This window comes from Spirillospora sp. NPDC048911 (assembly GCF_043198015.1).
In the GTDB taxonomy this organism is placed as follows: Bacteria; Actinomycetota; Actinomycetes; order Streptosporangiales; family Streptosporangiaceae; genus Spirillospora.
On the sequence record NZ_JBICUD010000006.1, the window covers coordinates 23,301 to 45,770 of the forward strand.

Here is a 22,470-nt window from a genome sequence, read left to right on the forward strand (position 1 = left end):
GCGCCTTGACGCGGGCCGTTGTGTGCTGAGTTGGCGGGCGCCCATCGTGGGATGGGCGCTCAGAGGGATTCGGTTATGGTTCTGGCGATTGCCGTGGTGTAGCGGATCACGCCGGGTGAGGTGACCGTGCAGCGGCCGCGGATGGTGCTGGTGGTGCGGCAGAGCTGGTGGGCGTCGTGCTCGGGGTGCAGCTGGGTGACACCGCCGAACGCGCGTGGGTGGGTGCAGAGGCCGTAGCGCCGCTCGGTCTCGTCGCAGGGCAGGAAGGCCGTCCACCGGTAACGGCCGTCGCGGACGGTCTCGTAGACGTTGGCCGCCATGCTGATCTGCTGGCCGGCGTCCGATACCAGGTCGCCGTATTCGTCGGCGACGGGTTGGTAGATCTCCTCGTTCAGGCGGCGGATGCGTTCTGGGCGGGCGCGGTCTGGGCCCTGGAGGATCCAGATCATGCGGGGGCGGGGGATGCCCAGGCGGCTTGCCACCTGGCCGATTTGCTGGGCGGTCTGGCGGGCGATGGAGTGGTACCGCTCGTAGTACTCGTCGCTGCCTGGGGCCGCGGTGCCAGTGCAGGTTGAGGAATGCCCCCAGAACTGCAGGACGACTAGGCGTGGTTTTGTTTCTGCTATCTGGGCTGGTAGCTGGTTGGGCTGTAGGTAATCGCACAGTGCTGCCCCGGTGCGGGCCTTGGTGACGACCTTCGCCTTGCCGCTGCGGTGGACGAAATAGGTCAGCGCGCTGGACGTCTCCGTGGCAATCGAATCGCCGACATAGAGGACCGTGGGCGCCTTGGCCGGGGCGGCTGGTGGCCTGCGCAATTGGGCTTCAGTGGGGGGCGGGAGTTGGAGGGCTTCGAGGGGTGTCGGCTGGACGTCGGTGATGGATAGCGGCTTCCGCTGCGTCGGGCCGTCCGGCGAGTTGTGCAGGATCACCGCCACACCGGCGGCGACCAGCACCGCGAGCGCGGCCAGCTCGGCGACCAGGCGCCTGTGCCATAGCTTCCCGGCAAAGCCCTTCTGCTCAAAGCCTGGCGGGGGCGTTGGTCTGGGCTGTGGTTCGTCCTGGACGGGCGGCGCTGCTTCGGCTGCTGCTATTCGGCGGCGGGCAGCGGCCCACTCGTCTATTTCTTGTTCATCGCAACCACAAGCTCTCGCGAAGGCTATGACCAGGTGCTCCTGCGGTACGCGGTCACGTGACAACGCCGAGGTCACGGTTGTGCGGGGCAACGCCTCCCCTGCTTGGGCCGCCTGTCTTTCCAACTGGCGAAAGCTCAACCCCGTCCAGCTCTTCAACTGCCGCATGACCGCGACGAAGTCGGCAGGAGTCGCGGCATGGCGGGGCGTGGGTCTTTCCGGGTCCTTCTCGGAGACCACTACGACACCTCCCTCACAACCAGACAACAATGCCGGGTGCGGGGATGCCCTTTAAGGGCTGGCGACGCAAGAGACCAGAAGCGGTCTTCTGGACCGCGCCAATATTGACAGAGGCGAAGTCGATTGGAGGATCGTTCGATTAGAAAGACCTCCGGATTACCCTCTTTCCGCCAACGGTGTCGCCGCTTCCGCGCTCGCCGATGGGGTGGCGGCCTGATCTGGCTGAGTAGGCGGGCGGGGGCGGGGAAGGGCTGGGGTATGTTGATCGATCTTTCGGGGAAGACGGCGCTGGTCACTGGGTCTACGCAGGGCATTGGGGCGGCGATCGCGGCTGGGCTGGCGCGGGCGGGGGCTCGGGTCGCCGTCAATGGGCGCGGTGAAGAGAGCACGGAGGAGGCCGCGGGGCGTTTGGGGGCCGAGGTTCCGGGGGCTCAGGTCGTCGCCGTCGCGGGTGATCTGGCCACGGAGGACGGGACGCGACGGCTCCTGGAGGCACTGCCGGACGTGGACGTCCTCGTCAACAATCTGGGGATCTTCGAGTCACGGCCGCCGCTGGAGATCACCGACGCGGAGTGGCGTCGGTTCTTCGAGGTCAATGTGCTCGCGGCGGTACGGCTGACCAGGGCCTACCTCCCCGGGATGAGAGATCGGGGCTGGGGCAGGATCCAGTACATCGCCAGCGACTCCGCGGTGGCCGTCCCGGCAGAGATGATCCACTACGGCATGTCCAAGACGGCGTTGCTGGCGGTCTCCCGGGGGTTCGCCAAGGAGGCCGCGGGGACGGGCGTCACGGTCAACTCGGTCATCGCCGGGCCGACGCACACGGGCGGGGTCGAGGACTTCGTCTACCAGCTCGTCGACCGGGACCTGCCGTGGGAGCAGGCGCAGCGGGAGTTCATGCGGCGGCACCGGCCGCAGTCGCTCCTGCAGCGCCTGATCGAACCCGAGGAGATCGCCAACATGGTGGTGTATCTCAGCTCGCCGTTCGCGTCCGCCACGACGGGCGGCGCGCTTCGGGTCGACGGTGGATACGTGGACTCGATCCTTCCCTAGACCGCGACGGGAAGGCGGGCGGGGCCGCGCAGGTTGATGCGTCCGTTCCACTCGACCTCGCCCGCGAACGCCAGGCCCGGGAAACGCCTGACGAGTCGTTCGAACGCGACGCGGCCCTCCAGGCGGGCGAGCGCGGCGCCGAGGCAGTGGTGCGGGCCGACGCTGAACGCCACATGCTGCCGGGCGTTCTCACGATCGATCCTGAGCTTGCCGGCGTCCGGCCCCCAGAACTTCTCGTCCCGGTTCGCCGAGGCCAGGCAGGCGATGACGAAGGCCCCGACCGGGATCTCGCGCCCCTGAGCGACGTGCGGCTTGAGGATGATCCGCCTCGTCTGCTGCACCGGGCTGTCGTACCGCAGGAACTCCTCCACGGCGTTCGCGGTGAGCTCCGGGCGTTCGCCCAGCAATGCCAGCTGGTTCGGGTCGCGCAGCAGCGCGATCGTGCCGTTGGCGATCAGGTTGACGGTCGTCTCGTGGCCCGCGACGTAGAGGAGGGCCACCTGCGCGACCAGTTCGTCGTCGTCGAGCCGGTCACCCTCGTCCTCGGCGGCGATGAGGGCGCTGAGGAGATCGTCCGCGGGATGGGCGCGCTTCCACTCGATCAGCTCGCGGATGACCCCGGTCATCTCCGTGCCCGCGTCGGAGATCTCCTTGAGCGCCTCCGGGTCGAAGACCGGCTCCAGCGAGCGGACCAGCATGCCGCTCAGCTCGCGGATGCGGACGTGGTCGGTGGGCGGCATGCCGAGCATGTTGGAGATCACCGCGAACGGCAGCGGGAACGCCAGTTCCTCCACCAGGTCGACTTGGCCCGCCGCCGCGATGCGGTCGAGCGACGCGTCCACGAGCCCGGTCACCTCGGGTTCGAGCGCCGCGATCGAGCGCGGCGTGAACACCTTGGACACCAGGGAGCGCAGGCGCGTGTGGTCCGGCGGGTCGCGGTCGAGCATGGACAGGTTGAGCACGTTGAGGCCGTCGCGTTCCAGCAGGGCGTACTGCTCCTGCGCCGCGCCCTCGCCGGTGCTCAGCCGCGAGTCGACCGAATGCCCGGCGCGCAGCAACGCGACGACGTCCTCGTAGTCGCTCAAAACCCAGAAGCCGAGCGGGTGGTCCTGCACCGGATCGTGTTCGCGCAGCCGGCGGTAGGCCGGATAGGGATCGTCGGTGAAGCCGGGCTCGAACGGGTTGAACGCCGTTTCCATCTCTGTCATCGGGTTGCCTCCTCAGAAGGCGGAGATCCACCGGCAGGGCTGGATCATGCGCTGCCGGCGTGCGGAGGGTGTCACGCGGCGCGCGGTGTCCGCGTGAGGCGGCGGTACGGGCCGGGGCCAGTCGTCCGGCTTCCGGTAGATCCCGGTCGCGGCGTGCAGCATCAGCTGGTGTCGAACGTGCACGGGCTCCAGGGCCGGATGGTCGAGGTGCGCGTCCAGCAGGAGCCTCGCGGTCGGCATGGTGTCCGAAAGCCCCAGCCAGAGCTCGTCGAGTGCGGCCGGCGGATCCTGCGGCCAGGCTTCGAGCAGGGCGTCGAGACGTGCGTCGAAGGCCCGGTACCAGCGGACCTGGACCTGGACCAGAAACTGCCCGAGACCGCCGAACTCGGCGTCCACCTCTGCTTGCCGCCATACCGGGATCTCCGGACGGCCATCGGTGCCGATGTCCGCCAGCACCTCGTGGACGAGCTGGTGGCGGCGGTGTGTGCGGCTCCACGACATTGTGAATACCTACTTCGCGTTGGAGACATACGCTGTGTATGTTCGTATACTCATCGCATGTCACGTGTCAAGAGCAGGCGTGAGCAGTACTCGGACGAGACGAGGGCCGCACTGCTCGACGCGGCCACCCGCCGCTTCGCCGAGCGAGGCTTCGCCAAGACGTCCCTGGAGGACGTCGCCACCGACATCCGGGCGACCCGCGGCGCGGTCTACCACCACTTCCCCAACAAGACCGCCCTGTTCGAGGCCGTGTTCGACGCGCTGGAGACCGAGATGATCCGCCAGGTGGTCGAGGTCGCCGCCGGCGAGACCGACCCGTGGCTATCCGCGATGGGCGCCATGGAGCAGTTCCTCGACGGCTCCTGCGACCCCGTCTACGGCCGCATCGTCTGGCAGGAGGCCCCCATCGCGATGGGCTGGCAGCGCTGGCGCGAATGCGAGGAGAAGTACGCCTACGGCCTCATCGAGCAGATGATCCAGGCGTTGAGAGAGAGCGGCGACCTCCCGTCCCTCCCCCTCGAACCGGTGTCCCGCATCACCTTCCACATCCTCGGCGCCGCCGGAATGGCCCTCGCCGAGGCCTCCCCAGAGGACAAGCCCCGCGTCCGCGACGAATACGCCCGCGTCATCCGCCACCTCCTCAACAGTTCCCGCACCCCCCGTCCCAGCTGATTCACATGCCAGCTCAGGCAGGCCGGTGACCACCGGCTTATCGGGGTTTAACGCCTCGCCGTGCATGCTCCTGGCTGGAGCGTGGCGGCAGGGGGTGGCGCAGCATGCGGGTGTTGATCGTCGAGGACGAGCGGCTGCTCGCGGACACGATCGCGGACGGGCTCCGCGAGGAGGCCATGGCCGTGGACGTGGTGTACGACGGCGACGTCGCCCTGGAGCGGGCCTCGTACATCGAGTACGACGTGATCGTGCTGGACCGCGACCTGCCCACCGTCCACGGCGACGACGTGTGCCGCGAGCTGGTGGCCGGGCGGGGCGCCGGGCGGATCCTGATGCTGACGGCCGCCGGTGAGGTCGAGGAACGGGTGGACGGGCTCCGCATGGGCGCCGACGACTACCTGTCCAAGCCGTTCGTCTTCAGCGAGCTGGTCGCGCGGGTCCGGGCGCTGTCCCGCCGGTCGGTGCCGCCCGTCCCGCCGGTGCTGGAGAAGGCCGGGATCAGGCTCGACCCGTACCGGCACACGGTCGAACGGGACGGGCGGGAGCTCAAGCTCACCAAGAAGGAGTTCACCGTGCTGGAGGAACTGCTCAGGGCCGGCGGGGGCGTCGTGAGCGCGGAACGGCTGCTCGACCGGGCCTGGGACGAGAACATCGACCCGTTCAGCAACATCGTGCGGGTGACGATGGCCACCCTGCGCAAGAAGCTGGGCGAACCCGCGGTCATCGAGACGGTGACGGGCTCGGGGTACCGGCTGTGACGCGGCTCCGGAGGTGGGCGCGGTCGGCTGAGCCGCCGCGGCTGAGCGTGCGGGCGCGGCTGACCCTCGTGTACGGGACGTTGTTCCTAGTGACCTCAACGGTGCTGGTCGGCGTGACGTACCTGCAGACGGTCAAGGCCATGGACCAGCGGTTCAACGCGAGGTTCCAGACGCAGACCCCGGCGATCGCCTCCCTGCAGGGGCTGAACCAGCTGCCGCCCTCGCAGCAGTGGCAGAAGCTCCTCAGCGCGCGCACCGAAATCCAGGCCGAGGTAGAGAACCGGCTTCAGGAGCAGAAGCAGGACGTGCTGCAGCAGATGTTGCAGAGTTCGCTGTTCACGTTGCTCGTCCTGGGGGTGCTCGGCGTCGGGATCGGCTACCTGGTGGCGGGACGGACGCTGCGTCCGATCCACACGGTGACCGCGACCGCGCGGCGATTGTCCGAGAGCAACCTGCACGAACGGATCGCGCTGACCGGACCCCAGGACGAGATCAAGGACCTGGCCGACACGTTCGACCGGATGCTCGACCGGCTGCATCGCGCGTTCGACGCCCAGCGGCGCTTCGTGGCGAACGCGTCGCACGAGCTGCGCACCCCGCTGACGATCAACCGGACGGTGCTGGAGGTCGCGATCGCGAGCCGCAAGAACCCTCCGGAGACCAAGGCGCTGGCCGATGTCCTGCTGGGCAACACGGCGCGGCACGAACGACTGATCAACGGCCTGCTGCTGCTGGCGCGGTCCGAACGCGAGCTGAACGCACCGGCGCCGACACCGCTCGAGGACGTGGTGCGCAGCGCGGTCGACCAGCTGGACGACCTCGCCGGCGAGACGGACGTGGACGTGACCGTGGAAATCTCGCCCGCGACGACGATCGGCGACCCGGTGCTGCTGGAGCGGTGCGCGGTCAATCTGCTGGAGAACGCGCTGAAGTACAACGTCTCCGGTGGCCGGGTCTGGGTCAGGACCTGGCGGCGGCGCGATCAGGTGATGCTGCGGGTGGAGAACACCGGCCGGCCGGTCCCCTCCTACGAGATCGCCACGATCTACGAACCGTTCCGGCGCCTGGGCACCGACCGCATCGGCTCCGCCGGCGGCGCCGGGCTCGGCCTGTCGATCGTGCGCGCGGTGGTGCACGCGCACGGCGGAACGATCGACACCGTGCCCCGCCCGGACGGCGGACTAGCGATCACTGTGCGGCTGCCTGCGGCCCCTGCGGCTGCTCTTCCGCCGGCTCGCTGACGTACGGCGCGGCCAGCGGCATCGCCTCGGCGACGGGCGGCGGCGGCCAAGCCGACGGCCAGCTCACCCGCCCCTCGAAGAGCACCGGATCCTCGGCGTCCACCCGACCCTGAGCGCTCGCCCGACCCTCGGCAGTCGCCTGATGATCGCCGCCAGCACCGCCCAGAGCGCCCAGCCGATGCCCGGCGCCCAGCTGATGTTCGGCGCCCAGCTGATATGCACCGCTCCCTTCATCCGGACCACTCGCCTCTCCCTGTGCTCCTGCCTGTCCCTGGGCGCTCGCGTGATCCTGGGCGCCCAGTTGATGTTCGGCGCTCGCCTGACCCGGGGCGCTCAGCCTCTGGTCTGCGGCCGGTTGGGCTTCGGTGTTCGCTGGTTGTTCGTCGGCGGGCTGGGCGGGAGGCGGGGGCGGGGTGGCGATGCGGGTCGGGGTGCGGGGGGAGGCGGTCAGCCAGCGGTGGACTACCTTGCCCGTCGCGTTGCGGGGCAGCTCGGCGAGGAAGTGCACGTCGCGCGGCACGGCGTAGCGCGCGACCTGGGTGTGGACGTAGGAACGGATGGCCTCCCGGGTCACGTCCGCGCCGGGCCTCCGCACGACGTAGGCGGCGAGACGCTGGCCCCACTCGTCGTCCGGCACTCCGATCACCGCGACCTCGTGGATGCCGGGCAGCTCGAGGAGGGCGTCCTCGACGTCGCGCGGCACCACGTTCTCGCCGCCCGACACCACCATGCCGTCGACGCGGCCGTCCACGAAGAGCAGCCCGCGGTGGTCGATGTGCCCCAGGTCGCCGGTCGACATGAGGCCGTCCCGCACCTCGGTCGGCTCGCCGCCCGTGTAGCCCTCGAACAGCAGCTCGTTGGCCGCGAAGATCCGCCCGATCGTCGACCTCCCGGCCGGGCGGTCGTGGTCGTTCAGGATGACGAGGCGGGTGTTGCGCGGGGGCCGGCCCGCGGTGCGCGGGTCTTTGCGCAGGTCGCGCGGGGTCGCGATCGACACCCAGGACGCCTCGGTCGAGCCGTAGACGTTGTAGAGGACGTCGCCGAACGCGTCCATGAAGCGGGTGCCCAGCTCCCCCGGCAGCGCCGCGCCCGACAGCGCCACGATGCGCAGCGAGGACGTGTCGTACCTTCGCCGGACCTCTTCGGGCAGGTCCATGATGCGCTGGAGCATGATCGGCACCGCGAAGACGACGACCTCGCGATGGCCGGCGATCGCGCGCAGCGTCCCCTCGGCGTCGAACCGGCGCCGCAGCACGATGGGCGCGCGCAGGCCCCAGGCCATCTGCAGCGCCGCGTATCCCCAGGTGTGGAAGAGCGGCGCCTCGACGATCATCGTCTGGCGGGCCCGCAGCGGGATGCGCGAGGCCATCGACGCCAGCGGCCACAGCCCTGGCCGAGGGGGCCGGCGGGCGCCCTTGGGGCGGCCGGTGGTGCCGGAGCTGAGCACGATCGTCCGGCTGTTGATCTGCGGTGGCCGCAGCTTGGGCGCCGGGTTGGTGTTCACGATCTGCTCGATCGTCCGGCCGGCGCCGGCCGGGTCGCCGGGCCGGTCGGCCCACACCACCACGCGGCGGAGGGCCTGCGGGGAGCCGGCCAGCAGCGGGGCGAACTCGGCGTCGGCGACGATCAGATCCATCCGCAGCTCGCTCAGCACGTTGCGCAGTTGCCCGGCGCCGAATCCCGTGTTGAGCAGGACGACCTCGACGCCGCGCTTGCTGCAGGCGACCAGCGTCTCGACCAGGCCGCGGTGGTTGCGGCAGAGCACGCCGACGCGGGGCCGCGGGCCGTCCAGGGGCAGGCCGACGGCGAGCCGGGTGGTCCGGTCGTCGAGCTCGGCGAACGTCAGGAGGCCCTGCTCGTCGATCACGGCGGTGCGGTCGGGGCTGCGGGCGGCGTTGGCGACGATGAGGCCGGCCAGCGTCGTACCCCACAGGCGGAGCAGGCCGAGCTGGTGGAGCGCGCGCTGCGGCTCGCCGCTGAAGAGCAGCCCGGTGCGCGTCAGGAGCGCGGTGAGATCGCGGATGTGCCCGATCCGCCGCAGGGGTCCAGGGCGATAGACGGGCCTGGCGTGGACCACCGCATCCTCCTCCCCGAATCCGGCGAAGCCGGCCGGGGGGCTGTGTTCCCTGCGCGGGGCCGTCCCCCCGAAGGGACACTGACCTTCCGGTCACGGTACCTACGGGTCCGTAGGTGAACAAGGGCACGCCCGGGCATGACTAACTCGTCAGTGGTTACTGACGAGTAGTATTAGGGGTTACCAACGAGTAGCATCGATGGCGTGGGTACTCGTACCGCCAGGGCCGCCACGACCCGGCAGGGCTCCGGCCCGGCAAGGGCCGCCAGGGCCTGGCGGTACGAGGCTCAACTCCACCCGACCGCCGCAACCCGGCAGCCGGATCCACGATCCGGCGGTCCAGCCGTAGAGCCATCAAGGGAGGACGACCCGTGCCCCGTACCGCACGCGACGTCGTGTTCGTCGACGGTGTCCGCACGCCGTTCGGCAAGGCGGGCCCCAAGGGCCTGTACGCGGAGACCCGCGCCGACGACATGGTCGTCCGCGCCATCCGCGAGCTGATGCGCCGCAACCCGTCGCTGCCGCCCGAGCGGGTCGACGAGGTCGCGATCGCCGCCACCACCCAGACCGGCGACCAGGGCCTGACCATCGGCCGGTCCGCCGCCGTGCTGGCGGGCCTGCCCAAGTCGGTCCCCGGGTACGCCATCGACCGGATGTGCGCGGGCGCGATGACCGCCGTCGCCAACACCGGCGCGGGCATCTCCTTCGGCTCGTACGACGTGGCCATCGCGGGCGGCGTCGAGCACATGGGCCGGCACCCGATGGGCGAGGGCATCGACCCGAACCCGCGGTTCCTCGCCGACAAGCTCGTCGACCCGTCCGCGCTGGTCATGGGCTCGACGGCGGAGAACCTGCACGACCGGTTCCCGCAGATCACCAAGGACCGCGCCGACGCCTACGCGGTGCGCAGCCAGCAGAAGGTCGCCGCCGCGTACGCCGCCGGCAAGATCCAGCCGGACCTCGTGCCGACCGCGATCCGCTCCGGCGAGAAGGGGTGGGGCCTCGCCACCGAGGACGAGCCGCCGCGCCCCGGTACGACGCCGGCCGACCTGGCCAAGCTCAAGACCCCGTTCCGCGTGCACGGCAACGTGACCGCGGGCAACGCCGCCGGCCTCAACGACGGCGCGACCGCGTGCCTGATGGTCGCCGAGGACGTGGCCCGCGAGCTCGGCCTCACCCCGAAGATGCGCCTGATCGACTTCTCGTTCGCCGGCGTGGAGCCCGAGGTCATGGGCGTCGGCCCGGTGCCGGCCACCGAGGAGCTGCTCGCCCGCAACTCCCTGACCATGGACGACATCGGCCTCATCGAGATCAACGAGGCGTTCGCCGTGCAGGTGCTCGCGTTCCTGGAGCACTTCAAGATCGCTGACGACGACGCCCGCGTGAACCCGTGGGGCGGCGCGATCGCGTTCGGCCACCCGCTGGCCTCCTCGGGCGTGCGCCTGATGAACCAGCTGGCGCGGCAGTTCGAGGAGCGCACCGACGTCCGCTACGGCCTGACCACGATGTGCGTCGGCATGGGCATGGGCGGCACCGTGCTCTGGGAGAACGTGAACTGGGAAGGCGCCAAGTGAGCCTGAGCGGGCGCGCGACGTCTGGACTGAGGAGCGAGGAACGAGCGGCGAGGGAAGACGTCGCGAAGAAGCGCACGCGAGGCGCCGAGCGGAGCGAGGCAAAATGAGCAGGGCCCACATCAAGGACATCTTCGCGGACGAGGTCGTCACGCACGCGCGGGTACGCGACGTCGCGCTCCCCCTCGGGGCGGGCACGCTGGCGCTGATCACGCTCGACAACGGCTTCGACCACACCAAGCCGAGCACCTTCGGCCCGAACGGCCTGACCGAGCTGAACGAGGCCATCGACGCCGTCGCCGCGCGCGACGACATCGTGGCCGTCGGCGTGACCGGCAAGCCGTTCATCTTCGCGGTCGGCGCCGACCTCAAGGGGGTGCCGCTCGTCCAGAAGCGCGAGGACGCCCTCGCCATCGGCAAGCTCGGCCACGACGTCTTCCGCCGCCTCGGCGAGCTCGACGTCCCGTCGTTCGCGTACGTGAACGGCGCGGCGATGGGCGGCGGCGTCGAGATCGCGCTGCACTGCTCGTACCGCACCATCTCCGCGGGTGTGCCCGCGCTGGCGCTGCCCGAGGCGTTCCTCGGCCTCGTGCCCGGCTGGGGCGGCACCTACCTGCTGCCGAACCTCATCGGCGCGGAGAAGGCCCTCAAGGTCGTCATCGACAACCCGCTCGCGCAGAACCGCATGCTCAAGGGCGCGCAGGCCTACGAGCTCGGCATCGCCGACGCGATCTTCGAGGCCGCCGACTTCCTGGAGGAGTCGCTCGCCTGGACGGCCCGCGTGCTCACCGGCGCGATCGAGGTCAAGCGCCCCGAGGTCGACAAGGGCAAGGCCTGGGACGACGCGATCGCGCTCGCCCGCTGGAACGTCGAGGGCAAGCTCCACGGCGCCGCGCCGTCCTACGTCCGCGCGCTGGACCTCGTCGCCGCCGCCAAGGACCGTTCGCGCGACGAGGGCTTCGCCGCCGAGGACGAGGCGCTGGCCGACCTCATCATGAGCGACGAGCTGCGCGCCGGCCTGTACGCGTTCGACCTCACGCAGAAGCGCGCCAAGCGGCCCGCCGGCGCCCCGGACAAGGCCCTCGCCCGCAAGGTCACCAAGGTCGGCGTCGTCGGCGCGGGCCTGATGGCCGGGCAGCTCGCGCTGCTGTTCGCCCGCCGCCTCGAAGTGCCGGTCGTGCTGACCGACCTCGACCAGGAACGCCTCGACAAGGGCGTCGCCTACACCCACGGCGAGATCGACAAGCTGCTCGCCAAGGGCCGGGTGTCCGCCGACAAGGCCAACCGCCTCAAGGCGCTGATCAGCGGCTCCCTCACCAAGGACGCCTTCGCCGACGCCGACTTCGTCATCGAGGCGGTCTTCGAGGAGATGTCCATCAAGCAGAAGGTGTTCGCCGAGCTGGAGGAGCACGTCTCCCCCGAGTGCGTGCTGGCGACCAACACCTCCTCGCTGTCGGTGTCGGAGATGGGCGCGCACCTCGAGCACCCCGAGCGGGTCGTGGGCTTCCATTTCTTCAACCCGGTCGCGGTGCTGCCGCTGCTGGAGATCGTCCGCGGCGAGCAGACCGACGACGCGGCGCTGGCCACCGCGTTCGCGGTCGGCAGGCAACTGAAGAAGTCGTGCGTGCTGGTCAAGGACGCCCCGGCGTTCGTGGTCAACCGCGTCCTGCTGCGCCTGATGGCCGAGATCATCCAGACGGTGGACGAGGGCACCCCGATCGAGGTGGCCGAGCGCGCCGCCGCGCCGCTGGGCCTGCCGATGCCGCCGTTCGTGCTGATGGGCCTGGTCGGCCCGGCGATCGCGCTGCACGTGAACGAGACGCTGCACGGCGCGTTCCCCGAGCGCTTCCCGCTCTCGGAGAAGTTCGCCAAGTTCGTCGCGGCCGGGAAGAAGGGCGTCTACCAGCCCGACTTCACCCTCGACCCGGACGCTGTAGCGATCTTCGGCGGCGGCACCAGCCCCTCGACCGAGGAGCAGGTCCTGGAGCGCGCGCTCGCGGCGCTCGCCGAGGAGATCAAGCTCATGCTCGACGAGGGCGTGGTGCAGGCCGCGCAGGACATCGACCTGTGCATGATCCTCGGCGCCGGCTGGCCGTTCCACCTGGGCGGCATCACGCCGTACCTGGACCGCAGCGGCGTCGCTGACAAGGTCAACGGCACCCGCTTCCTGGACCCGGGCGTCGCCAGCCTGCCGAACTGACAAGCGTCACGCACCAGCGAAGAGGCGTCCCGAGCGTTCGGGGCGCCTCTTTCGGTTGCGTCCCTCTTGGTGCGCCTTTCGGGTGCGCCCCTTGGGGCATGGCTTTTTGGGTGCGCCAGATTTCGCGCTTCCGGGACATAACGGGCAGGAGCGCGTTTCGGCCGTCCGGAAGGGGTGATGATCCCTCCGTCGTGTCACCCGGCGTGAAGGGGCCAGAACAATGAGCCTGTTTCGCACCAAGTCCGTCGAACAGTCGATCCGGGACACCGAGGCGCCCGAACACCGGCTCCGCCGCGATCTGTCGGCGCTGGACCTGGTCATCTTCGGCGTCGGGGTGATCATCGGGACCGGGATCTTCGTGCTCACCGGCCAGGTGGCCAAGGAGAAGGCCGGTCCGGCGGTGGCGATCTCGTTCGTCCTCGCGGCCGTCGTCTGCGGCCTCGCGGCGCTCTGCTACGCCGAGTTCGCGTCGACCGTGCCGGTGGCGGGCTCCGCCTACACGTTCTCGTACGCGACGCTCGGCGAGTTCCCGGCGTGGATCATCGGCTGGGACCTGATCCTGGAGCTGGCCCTCGGCGCCGCCGTGGTCTCGGTCGGCTGGGCGGGGTACGCCGCCTCGCTGCTGGACGACATGGGCATCACCCTGCCCGCGTCCATCAGCCATCCACCGGGCGAGGGCGGCACCATCAACATCCCCGCGATCCTGCTGGTCCTGGCCGTCACCGCGCTGCTCGTGCGCGGCATCAAGATCACTTCCCGGGTGAACGCCGTGGTCGTGGCGATCAAGGTGTCGATCGTGCTGCTGGTCATCATCGCCGGGCTGTTCTTCGTCGAGGGCGGCAACTACAAGCCCTTCATCCCGGAGGCCGTGTCCAACCCCTCGGTGGAGGGACTGCACGCCCCGCTCATGCAGGTGCTCTTCGGCATCACGCCGGTCAGTTTCGGCTGGCTCGGCATCTTCGCCGCCGTCTCGCTGGTGTTCTTCGCCTACATCGGGTTCGACATCGTCGCGACCGCCGCCGAGGAGTCCCGCCACCCGCAGCGCGACATCCCGATCGGGCTCATCGGGTCGCTCGCCATCACGGCCACGCTGTACGCGGCGGTGTCGCTGGTCGTCGTGGGCATGGAGAACTACAAGAAGCTCAGCACGGACGCGCCGCTGGCCGACGCGTTCAAGTCCGTGGGACATCCCGCGTTCGCCACCATCATCAGCGTCGGCGCCGTCGTCGGCCTCACCACGGTCGTGCTCATCCTCCTGCTCGGCCAGAGCCGGGTCTTCTTCGCGATGAGCCGCGACGGCCTCATGCCGCCCTGGCTGTCGGCCGTCCACCCCAGGTACGGCACGCCCTACCGTTCGACGGTCATCATGGGCGCCATCGTGGCCGCGCTCGCCGGCTTCATCCCGCTGTCCAAGCTGGCCGAGCTGGTCAACATCGGCACGCTCTTCGCCTTCATGGTCGTGTCGATCGGCGTGGTGATCCTGCGGCGCACCCGGCCCGACCTGCCGCGCGCGTTCCGCACCCCGATGGTGCCGCTGATCCCGATCCTGTCGGTGCTGGCCTGCCTCTTCGTGATGCTCAACCTGCCGGTCGACACCTGGCTGCGGTTCCTGGCCTGGATGGTGCTCGGCATCGTGATCTACTTCGGCTACGGCCGCCGCCACAGCCGTCTCGGCGTCGTCCAGGCCCGCGCCGCGTCCCGCTGACACCACCCCGCCGTCCTGCTGACGCCATCCCACCGCCCCGCCCGGCCACGTCCGTTCCGCCGGCGACGAGCGGACGGAAAAGAACGTGACCGGTGATCGGATTCACTGTGTCCTTTTACCGCGCGTCTGGGCACAATGGCGCCCATGGCAGCTCCTCTGCAGGTTGCGGTGATCGGATCCGGGCCGGCGGGCCTCTATGCCGCCGAGGCCCTGGTGAAGCAGACGGACGGCGAGGTGAAGGTCGACGTCTTCGACCGGCTGCCGACGCCGTACGGGCTGGTCAGGTACGGGGTCGCCCCGGACCACAAGTCGATCAAGTCGATCGCCCGCTACCTGCAGCGCGTGCTGGAGGGGCCCGGCGTGCGCTTCTTCGGCTGCGTGGAGCTCGGCCGCGACGTGACCCGCGCCGACCTCCTCGACTGCTACGACGCGGTGATCTACTCGACCGGTGCCATGGTCGACCGGCATCTGGGCATCCCCGGCGAAGGCCTGCCCGGCAGCATCGCCGCCACCGACTTCGTCAACTGGTACTGCGGGCATCCCGACGCCGCCGACCACACCTTCGACCTGTCGGTCGAGGAGGTCGCCGTCATCGGCGTCGGCAACGTGGCCGTCGACGTCGTGCGGATCCTCGCCAAGACCGCCGACGAGCTGCGCGAGACCGACGTGCCCGAGCAGGTCCTGGAGGCGCTGGCCAAGAGCCGGGTGCGCCGCGTCCACATGATCGGGCGGCGCGGCCCGGCGCAGGCCAAGTTCACCACCAAGGAGGCCCGCGAGCTCGGCGACCTGCCGCACGCCGAGATCCACGTCCGGCCCGAGGACATGGACCTCGACCCGGCGAGCGCCGAGGTCGCCGAGAACGACCGGCACGTGCGCGGCAACATCAAGGTGCTGAACGGCTGGACCGGTGAACCCCCAGGCGACCGGCCGCGCCGCATCGACGTCCGGTTCTGGCTCGCCCCCCACGAGATCATCGGCACCGACCGGGTGGAGGGCCTGCGCCTCGAACGCACGCGCCTGGACGAGACCGGCCGCGTGACGGGCACCGGGGAGTACGAGACTCTTCCGGTCGGCATGGTGCTCCGCTCCGTCGGCTACCAGAGCGTGGCGCTGGAGGGCGTGCCCTTCGACGAGCGTTCGTACGTGGTGCCGAACGAGGGCGGCCGCGTCCTCGGGCCCGACGGCGCGCAGATCCCGCGGGAGTACGTGGCGGGCTGGATCAAGCGCGGACCCACCGGCGTCGTCGGCACGAACAAAGCGGACGCCGCCGAGACCGTCCGCAACCTCCTCGCCGACCTCGCCGACCGGGAGACACCGCCCGCCCACAAGATCGAGGAGCTGCTGGGCACGCGCGGCCTGCCGATCGTCACCTACGCGGACTGGCTGAATCTGGACGCCGCCGAGATCGAGCTGGCGCGTTCGCTGGCCCGCGGCGAGCGCGTCAAACTGGCCCGCTGGGACGCGATGCGGAACGCCTGCCGCCCCTCCTGACCAGGGCCGGAGCACCCGTCCGACCAAGCCGGCACCGCGCGTTCACCCGTCCCGCCTGACCTTACGGGCCAATCGCGGCAAACTCCTTGCGAGCCGAGACATGCCGCCGGGAAGTAGTGACGTGAGTGTGATCGGAGCGCTACGGTGCGCGTGTGACCGGCGGTCCCGAGCTGTACGGATTCCCCCCGCCCGACATGCTGCCCGACCTGCGGTGGCTCGGCCCGGACTACGTCTCCGTACTCGTCTACGACCTGACGCAGGGCCTCCTGCGCCAGGACTCAGGCACGCAGGTGATGGGCGTGCGCTGCGAGGCCCCGCCCGACCTGCAGGCCTCCGTCGACCCGGCGGGCGTCATCCGCGCCCACGACGCGACCTTCCCGCTCCAGGTCTTCGTCCAGGACGGCACCGGCCGCCCCTGGCTCCTCACCGGCCGCTGGACCTACTCGGGCCGCGGCCTCGGCTCGCCGACCGCCTCCATCACCCACTTCTGGCACCTCGACTCAGCCCAAGGCGTCTGACCCGCCCCACCCCCCGAGCAATCCGTGCACAGGCGGGGGTGGGTTTGGTCGGTCGGCGGGGCTAGTCGGCGGGGGTGGGGTGCTTGGTCTCGGTGTTGGTCACCTTGGCGAAGGCCTCGGTGATGTCGCGGGCGAGATCCTGCTCGTTGAGGCCGATGTCGGTGAGGATCTCGCCGCGCGAGGCGTGGTCGAGGAACTCCTGCGGGATGCCGAAGGTGCGCAGGGGGGTGTCGACGGCGGCGTCGCGCAGGAGGCGGCCCACGGCGTCGCCCACGCCGCCGGTGCGGCCGTTGTCCTCCACCACGGCGACGAGGCTGTGGTCGGCGGCCAGGTCGAGAAGGGCGGGGTCGAGCGGCTTGACCCAGCGCGGGTCGACGACCGTGACGCCGATGCCCTGGGCCTGCAGGCGGTCGGCGGCGGCCACCGCGGGAGCGGCCATGGGGCCGACCGCCACGATGAGGACGCGGGCCCCGTTGGCACCGTCGTGGCGGGCGAGGACGTCCATGCCGCCGATGGTGTCGATGGCCTCGACGTCGGCGCCGGCCGGGCCCTTGGGGTAGCGGATCGCGCTCGGGCCGTCGGAGATCTCCACGCAGGCGCGCAGCAGCTCGCGGAGACGGGCGCCGTCGCGCGGGACGGCCAGACGCAGGCCGGGGACAAGCTGCAGGATCGACAGGTCCCACATGCCGTTGTGGCTGGCGCCGTCGTTGCCGGTCACGCCGGACCGGTCGAGGGCGAACGTCACGGGCAGCTTGTGCAGCGCGACGTCCATGAGCACCTGGTCGAACGCGCGGTTGAGGAACGTCGCGTACAGGGCCACCACCGGGTGCAGCCCGCCCATCGCGAGGCCGGCGGCGGAGGTGGCGGCGTGCTGCTCGGCGATGCCGACGTCGTAGATGCGGTCGGGGAACGCGTCGGCGAACGGCGCCAGGCCGACCGGGTAGAGCATCGCGGCGGTGATGCCGACCACGTCGCGGCGCTCGCCGCCGATGGCGACCATCTCCTCGCCGAACACCTTGGTCCAGCTGGGGCCGCCGCCCTTGGACTTGATCTCGCCGGTGATCGGGTCGAACGCGCCGGGGCCGTGGAAGCAGTCTTCCTCGTGGTTCTCGGCGGGGGCGTAGCCGCGGCCCTTCTGCGTGATGCAGTGCACGATCACGGGGCCGCCGAACCCGCGGGCCTTGCGGAGGGCGCGCTCGACGGCCTCCTCGTCGTGGCCGTCGATGGGCCCGACGTACTTCATGCCGAGGTCCTCGAACATGGCCTGGGGCTGCAGGACGTCCTTGAGGCCCTTCTTGATGCCGTGCAGCGCCTCGTACGCGACGTTGCCGACGATCGGGGCCCTCGGCACGGTCTTCTTGATGAGGTCGAGCGCGTGCTCGTACCCCTGCGTCACCCGCAGGTTGGCGAGGTGGCTGGCCAGCCCGCCGATCGTCGGGGAGTAGGAGCGCCCGTTGTCGTTGACGACGATGATCACCGGACGGTCCCTGCCCGCCGCGATGTTGTTGAGCGCCTCCCAGCACATGCCGCCGGTCAGCGCGCCGTCGCCGACGACGGCGACCACGGCGCGGTCGCTCTGACCGCGCAGCTGGTAGGCCTTGGCCAGCCCGTCGGCGTACGACAGGGCGGTGGAGGCGTGCGAGTTCTCGATCAGGTCGTGCTCGGACTCGGCCCGGCTCGGGTATCCCGACAGCCCGCCGCGCTGGCGCAGCAGCTCCCAGTCGTGCCGGCCCGTGAGCATCTTGTGCACGTACGCCTGGTGGCCCGTGTCAAAGAGGATCTTGTCGTGAGGCGAGGCGAAGACCCGGTGCAGCGCGATGGTGAGCTCGACCACCCCCAGGCTGGGGCCCAGATGGCCGCCGGTCTTGGAGACCGCGTCCACCATGAACTCACGGATCTCCCCCGCCAGCTGCGGCAACTGCGTGGCGTCCAGTCGCTTGAGGTCCTCCGGACCCGAGACCGTCTCCAGCAAGCTCACGCGGTTCATCTCCTCCATCGGGAACACGTGGCCCCAGGCTCCCCCGGGTGCTGCCGAGTTTAGTCCCGGTTTGCGGGCGGCGGGCCGCGGGGCGGGGCCTGCCGACTTTGTCTACACCGAATCTCCACAGGCCCGGAGTGCTGTATCTGTAGAGCCATGGGTGCCGAGGAGATAGTCCTGCTCAACGAGGCCGACGAAGCGATTGGTACCGCTCCGAAAGCGGAGAGTCACCATCGCGATACCCCTTATCACCTGGCCTTTTCCTGCTATCTGGTCGATCCGGAAGGCCGGGTGCTCATCACGCGGCGCGCCCTGGACAAGCGGACCTTCCCCGGCGTGTGGACGGGCAGCTGCTGCGGCCACCCCGGACCAGGCGAAACGCTGCGCGCCGCGGTGCTGCGGCGGCTGGAGACCGAGCTCGGTGTGACGGCCGACACCATCACGTCCGTCCTGCCGGGTTTCCGCTACCGCGCCACGGCCGCGGACGGCATCGTCGAGTACGAGCGCTGCCCCGTCGTCAGGGCGGTCACGTCGGAGGCCGCGCCGCGCGTCGACCTCGACTCCACGGAGGTGGCCGAGTCGAACTGGCGGACGTGGGACGAGTGCCTGGAGCTCGTCCGGCATCCCGACTCGTCCCCTTGGTACCGGTTGCAGCTGGCCGAGCTCGCCCCGCTCGGCGCCCCGCTCGACTGGCCGGACGCGGGCACCTCCGCTCTCCCGCCCGCCCTCACCTGGTGATCCGCCAACCCGCACCGCCGCCGCCCGGCCGACCGTGACAGAAAGCGCTTTCAGAAAGGCTTATAACCAGAAGATTTCGGTTCGGTCCCCGGTGTTGACCCGGCGCGCCTCCCGAACGGACGCTTGTTCTTCGGGTGACCCGAAGGGACGGGCGATGCGAGGACCTACGGCCGGTATCCGATGGAAGGCACTCGCCGCGGTTGCGGTCAGCGGAGCGCTCGCGCTCTCCGCGTGCGGCGGAGGCGACGATGACGACGGCGGCAAGGGTGGTGGAGACACCTCGCAGGTCGAGGTCTTCTCCTGGTGGACCGGCCCGGGCGAGGCCGACGGCCTCAACGCCATGAAGGCCGACTTCGAGAAGAAGAACCCGGGGACCAAGTTCGTCAACGCCGCCATCGCGGGCGGCTCCGGGACGCAGGCGCAGGCGGTGCTCGCCAGCCGCCTCCAGAACCGCAAGCCCCCGGACTCGTTCCAGGGCCACGCGGGCGCGGAGCTTCTGGACTACATCAAGCAGGGGCAGATCGAGTCACTCGACTCGTTCTATGACCAGAACAACCTACGGCAGGCCTACCCGCCGCAGCTCCTGGAGCAGATCTCCTACCAGGGCAAGATCTACTCGGTGCCGGTGAACATCCACCGCTCGAACATGCTCTGGTACAACCCCGGGATCCTGAAGGACGCCGGGCTGTCCGGGCCGCCCAAGTCCGTCGCGGAGTTCATCACCGCGCTCAAGGCGGTCAAGGACAAGACCAAGAAGGTCCCGCTGTCGCTGGGCGCCCAGTGGACCGCCGACCACCTGCTGGAGAGCGTGCTGCTCGGCGACCTCGGCACCGACGCCTACAACGGGCTCTGGAAGCCGGGCGCCGACTGGAGCAGCCCGGCCGTCACCAAGGCGCTGACCGACTTCGCCGAGATCATGAAGTACACGACGGCCGAGGCCGCCTCCACCGACTGGCAGGGCGCGTCCAAGGCGGTCGTGGACGGCAAGGCCGCGTTCAACATCATGGGCGACTGGGCGTACGGCTACTTCACCGGCTCCGCCCCGAACGGGCTCGGCAAGAAGGACGGCACCGACTTCAAGTACGCCGCGTCCCCCGGCACGGACGGCACGTACATGTGGCTGTCGGACAGCTTCACCCTGCCCAAGGGCGCGCCGCACCGCGGCGGTGCCCTCGCGTGGCTGAAGGTGGCGGGCAGCAAGGAGGGCCAGGACCTCTTCAACCCGAAGAAGGGCTCCATCCCCGCCCGTAAGGACGCCGACAAGAGCCTCTACAAGGGCTACCTGGAGTACGCGCTCAACGAGTGGAACAAGCCGGGCATCAAGCTGGCCGGCTCGTTCTGGCACGGCGTCTACTCCAACAAGCGGTGGCACGCCGACATCGACACCGCGGTCGGCCTGTTCCTCCAGAACAAGGACGTGGCCAAGCTGCAGAGCGCGCTGGTCACCGCCGCCAAGAACAACGCGCAGTGACGAGTCCGGACGTCACGCCGCCCGTCGCCGGCGACTCGCTCGCGGGCGACGGGCGGCGCGGGCAACGCGGCGAGGGCGGGCCGCGCGAGCAGGACGGCCGTTCCGGGCGGCGCGGCCGTCGCGGGTGGCACGCGTGGCGTCGCCGGACGCCGCGCTGGCTGCCGGGGCTGCTGCTGCTCTCGCCGTCCATCGTGGCGATCGGCCTGTTCGTGTACGGGCTGATCTTCTGGAACACGCGCGTCGCCGTCAGCGGCAAGCACGACATGGTGTCGCCGTACGGGTTCGACAAGGGCAGGAACTTCGTCGACCTGTGGGACGTGCCGAGCTGGCCCGGCGCGGTGCGGCACGCGCTGCTCTTCACCGCCGTCTTCGTGGTCGGCGCCCTCGTGCTGGGCTTCTTCCTGGCGTTCCTGATGGAGAAGGGCATCAAGGCCGAGGCGGGGTTCCGGGCGATCTACCTGTTCCCGATGGCGGTCTCGTTCATCGCGAGCGGCGTCGTCTGGCGGTGGCTGATGAACCCGGCGCCGCCGGAGCGCGCGGTCGGCCTCAACCAGCTGTTCGGCAAGCTCGGGCTGGACGCGCTCGGCAACGACTGGTGGCAGAACCCCCGGTTCGGCATGGCGGCGATGGCGCTGCCGGCGATCTGGCAGATGTCGGGATATGTGATGGCGCTCTACCTGGCGGGTTTCCGCGGCGTGTCCGAAGACCTGCGGGAGGCTGCCCGGGTGGACGGCGCGTCCGAGTGGAAGGTCTACCGGTACGTGGTGTTCCCGCAGTTGCGGCCGGTCACGCTGTCGGCGCTGATCATCCTGGGCCATATCTCGCTGAAGGTGTTCGACCTCATCATGGCGATCGCGGGCAAGCAGATCATCACGTACGTGCCTGCGGTCGCCACCTACGTCGAGGTGTTCGACCGGGGCGACCCGGCCAACGGCGCGACCATCGCCACCTACCTGCTGCTCGCCGTCGGGCTGCTGGTGATCCCCTACCTCGTGTGGTCCGTCCGGGCGGAGCGTGACCGATGACCGCGACGACGACCACGCCCGCACCCACGCCCGCGGCCCGGCCGCGGCGGCGCGTTCCCGTCCCCGGCCCGGGCGGCATGCGGATGATCCGGTTCGCCGTGCTGCTGGCGTTCGTGGTGGTCTTCCTGATCCCGGTGTACGTGCTGGTCGTGACCAGCTTCAAGTCGCTGCAGGAGGCCGACCCGTCCACCGCCTGGAGCCTGCCGGAGAACTGGAGCCTGGACGGCTGGCGGTCGGCCTGGGACACGCTGCGGCCGGGCCTGGAGAACAGCTTCAAGATCTCGATCCCGGGCGCGCTGATCTCGGCGGTGCTCGGCTCGCTCAACGGCTACGTCCTGTCGAAGTGGCGCTTCCCGGGCGCGGACGCGGTCTTCACGCTGTTCCTGTTCGGGATGTTCATCCCGTACCAGGCCGTGATGATCCCGCTGCAGGGCCTGCTCACCCAGATGGAGCTGGTCGGCAGCATCCGCGGGCTGGTGCTGGCGCACGTGGTGTACGGCATCCCGATCTGCACGCTCATCTTCCGGAACTACTACGTCACGATCCCGAACGAGCTGATCGAGGCGGCCCGGGTGGACGGCGCGGGGATGCTCCGCACCTACGCCTCGATCGTGCTGCCGGTGTCGGGGCCCGCGTTCGCGGTCGTCCTCATCTGGCAGTTCACCTCGATGTGGAACGACTTCCTGTTCGCGGTCTTCCTGGGCTCGCAGGAGAGCTGGCCGGTGACGGTGCTGCTCAACAACACGGCCGGGTCGGGCGCGGTCGCCGTCCAGTACAACCAGCAGATGGCCTCGGCGCTGCTCGCGTCGCTGCCGACCCTGATCGTCTACATCGTGCTCGGCAGGTTCTTCATGCGCGGCCTGATGGCGGGGGCGCTCAAGGGGTGACCTGATGCG

At 70.1% G+C, this 22,470-nt stretch carries 18 protein-coding genes; 13 read left to right on the forward strand and 5 right to left on the reverse strand.

Annotated features, from left to right (window positions below):
• Positions 1-59: 59 nt before the first annotated feature.
• A complete protein-coding gene (locus tag ACGFNU_RS26725; protein ID WP_392597819.1) occupies positions 60-1,370 on the reverse strand; it encodes a helix-turn-helix domain-containing protein in 1,311 nt (436 codons plus the stop codon).
• A gap of 258 nt (positions 1,371-1,628) precedes the next feature.
• Between ACGFNU_RS26725 and ACGFNU_RS26730 the strand changes: the two genes are divergently transcribed.
• On the forward strand, positions 1,629-2,423 hold the full coding sequence (locus ACGFNU_RS26730; protein WP_392597820.1) for an SDR family NAD(P)-dependent oxidoreductase: 795 nt from the start codon (positions 1,629-1,631) through the stop codon (positions 2,421-2,423).
• Here ACGFNU_RS26730 and ACGFNU_RS26735 read toward each other — a convergent pair.
• Positions 2,420-3,631, reverse strand: coding sequence for a cytochrome P450 (locus ACGFNU_RS26735; protein WP_392597822.1), 1,212 nt, complete (start codon positions 3,629-3,631; stop codon positions 2,420-2,422). The genes ACGFNU_RS26730 and ACGFNU_RS26735 overlap by 4 nt on opposite strands.
• A 12-nt stretch (positions 3,632-3,643) precedes the next feature.
• A complete protein-coding gene (locus tag ACGFNU_RS26740; protein WP_392597824.1) occupies positions 3,644-4,132 on the reverse strand; it encodes a hypothetical protein in 489 nt (162 codons plus the stop codon).
• Positions 4,133-4,189: 57 nt separating this feature from the next.
• On the opposite strand from ACGFNU_RS26740, the gene ACGFNU_RS26745 reads away from it, so the two are divergent.
• From ACGFNU_RS26745 to ACGFNU_RS26755, 3 genes are all read left to right on the forward strand, one after another.
• Positions 4,190-4,804 (forward strand): TetR/AcrR family transcriptional regulator, encoded by a 615-nt coding sequence (locus ACGFNU_RS26745; protein ID WP_392597826.1) that lies wholly within the window; start codon positions 4,190-4,192, stop codon positions 4,802-4,804.
• A gap of 104 nt (positions 4,805-4,908) precedes the next feature.
• Positions 4,909-5,562 carry a response regulator transcription factor gene (locus ACGFNU_RS26750; protein WP_392597827.1) on the forward strand — a complete coding sequence of 218 codons (654 nt, stop codon included), beginning with the start codon at positions 4,909-4,911 and terminating at the stop codon, positions 5,560-5,562.
• Positions 5,559-6,803 (forward strand): sensor histidine kinase, encoded by a 1,245-nt coding sequence (locus tag ACGFNU_RS26755; protein WP_392597829.1) that lies wholly within the window; start codon positions 5,559-5,561, stop codon positions 6,801-6,803. Before ACGFNU_RS26750 ends, ACGFNU_RS26755 begins: the two co-directional genes overlap by 4 nt.
• Here ACGFNU_RS26755 and ACGFNU_RS26760 read toward each other — a convergent pair.
• Positions 6,751-8,880, reverse strand: a complete 2,130-nt coding sequence (locus ACGFNU_RS26760) for an AMP-binding protein (protein WP_392597831.1) — start codon at positions 8,878-8,880, stop codon at positions 6,751-6,753. The genes ACGFNU_RS26755 and ACGFNU_RS26760 overlap by 53 nt on opposite strands.
• A gap of 368 nt (positions 8,881-9,248) precedes the next feature.
• Here ACGFNU_RS26760 and ACGFNU_RS26765 point away from each other — a divergent pair, with 368 nt between their 5' ends.
• From ACGFNU_RS26765 to ACGFNU_RS26785, 5 genes are all read left to right on the forward strand, one after another.
• Positions 9,249-10,451: a thiolase family protein gene (locus ACGFNU_RS26765; protein ID WP_392597833.1), complete on the forward strand. Its 1,203-nt coding sequence runs from the start codon at positions 9,249-9,251 to the stop codon at positions 10,449-10,451.
• 103 nt (positions 10,452-10,554) lie between these two features.
• Positions 10,555-12,648 (forward strand): 3-hydroxyacyl-CoA dehydrogenase NAD-binding domain-containing protein, encoded by a 2,094-nt coding sequence (locus tag ACGFNU_RS26770; RefSeq protein ID WP_392597835.1) that lies wholly within the window; start codon positions 10,555-10,557, stop codon positions 12,646-12,648.
• Positions 12,649-12,868: 220 nt separating this feature from the next.
• Positions 12,869-14,353 (forward strand): amino acid permease, encoded by a 1,485-nt coding sequence (locus ACGFNU_RS26775; protein WP_392597836.1) that lies wholly within the window; start codon positions 12,869-12,871, stop codon positions 14,351-14,353.
• Positions 14,354-14,488: 135 nt separating this feature from the next.
• Entirely contained in the window at positions 14,489-15,844 is a 1,356-nt protein-coding gene (locus ACGFNU_RS26780; RefSeq protein WP_392597838.1) for an FAD-dependent oxidoreductase, read from the forward strand.
• 152 nt (positions 15,845-15,996) lie between these two features.
• Entirely contained in the window at positions 15,997-16,362 is a 366-nt protein-coding gene (locus tag ACGFNU_RS26785; protein WP_392597840.1) for a hypothetical protein, read from the forward strand.
• 61 nt (positions 16,363-16,423) lie between these two features.
• Here the strand turns inward: ACGFNU_RS26785 and dxs are convergent, their stop codons facing one another.
• Positions 16,424-18,340, reverse strand: coding sequence for a 1-deoxy-D-xylulose-5-phosphate synthase (gene dxs, locus ACGFNU_RS26790; protein WP_392597841.1), 1,917 nt, complete (start codon positions 18,338-18,340; stop codon positions 16,424-16,426).
• A 156-nt stretch (positions 18,341-18,496) separates the two neighbouring features.
• On the opposite strand from dxs, the gene idi reads away from it, so the two are divergent.
• From idi to ACGFNU_RS26810, 4 genes are all read left to right on the forward strand, one after another.
• Positions 18,497-19,078 (forward strand): isopentenyl-diphosphate Delta-isomerase, encoded by a 582-nt coding sequence (gene idi, locus ACGFNU_RS26795; protein WP_392597843.1) that lies wholly within the window; start codon positions 18,497-18,499, stop codon positions 19,076-19,078.
• A gap of 154 nt (positions 19,079-19,232) precedes the next feature.
• The gene (locus ACGFNU_RS26800; protein WP_392597845.1) at positions 19,233-20,549 is read left to right on the forward strand and encodes an ABC transporter substrate-binding protein; all 1,317 of its coding nucleotides are present in this window, start codon (positions 19,233-19,235) and stop codon (positions 20,547-20,549) included.
• Positions 20,546-21,574: a carbohydrate ABC transporter permease gene (locus ACGFNU_RS26805; protein WP_392597846.1), complete on the forward strand. Its 1,029-nt coding sequence runs from the start codon at positions 20,546-20,548 to the stop codon at positions 21,572-21,574. Before ACGFNU_RS26800 ends, ACGFNU_RS26805 begins: the two co-directional genes overlap by 4 nt.
• Positions 21,571-22,461, forward strand: a complete 891-nt coding sequence (locus tag ACGFNU_RS26810) for a carbohydrate ABC transporter permease (protein ID WP_392597848.1) — start codon at positions 21,571-21,573, stop codon at positions 22,459-22,461. The genes ACGFNU_RS26805 and ACGFNU_RS26810 overlap by 4 nt, the downstream gene beginning before the upstream one ends.
• Positions 22,462-22,470: the final 9 nt, after the last annotated feature.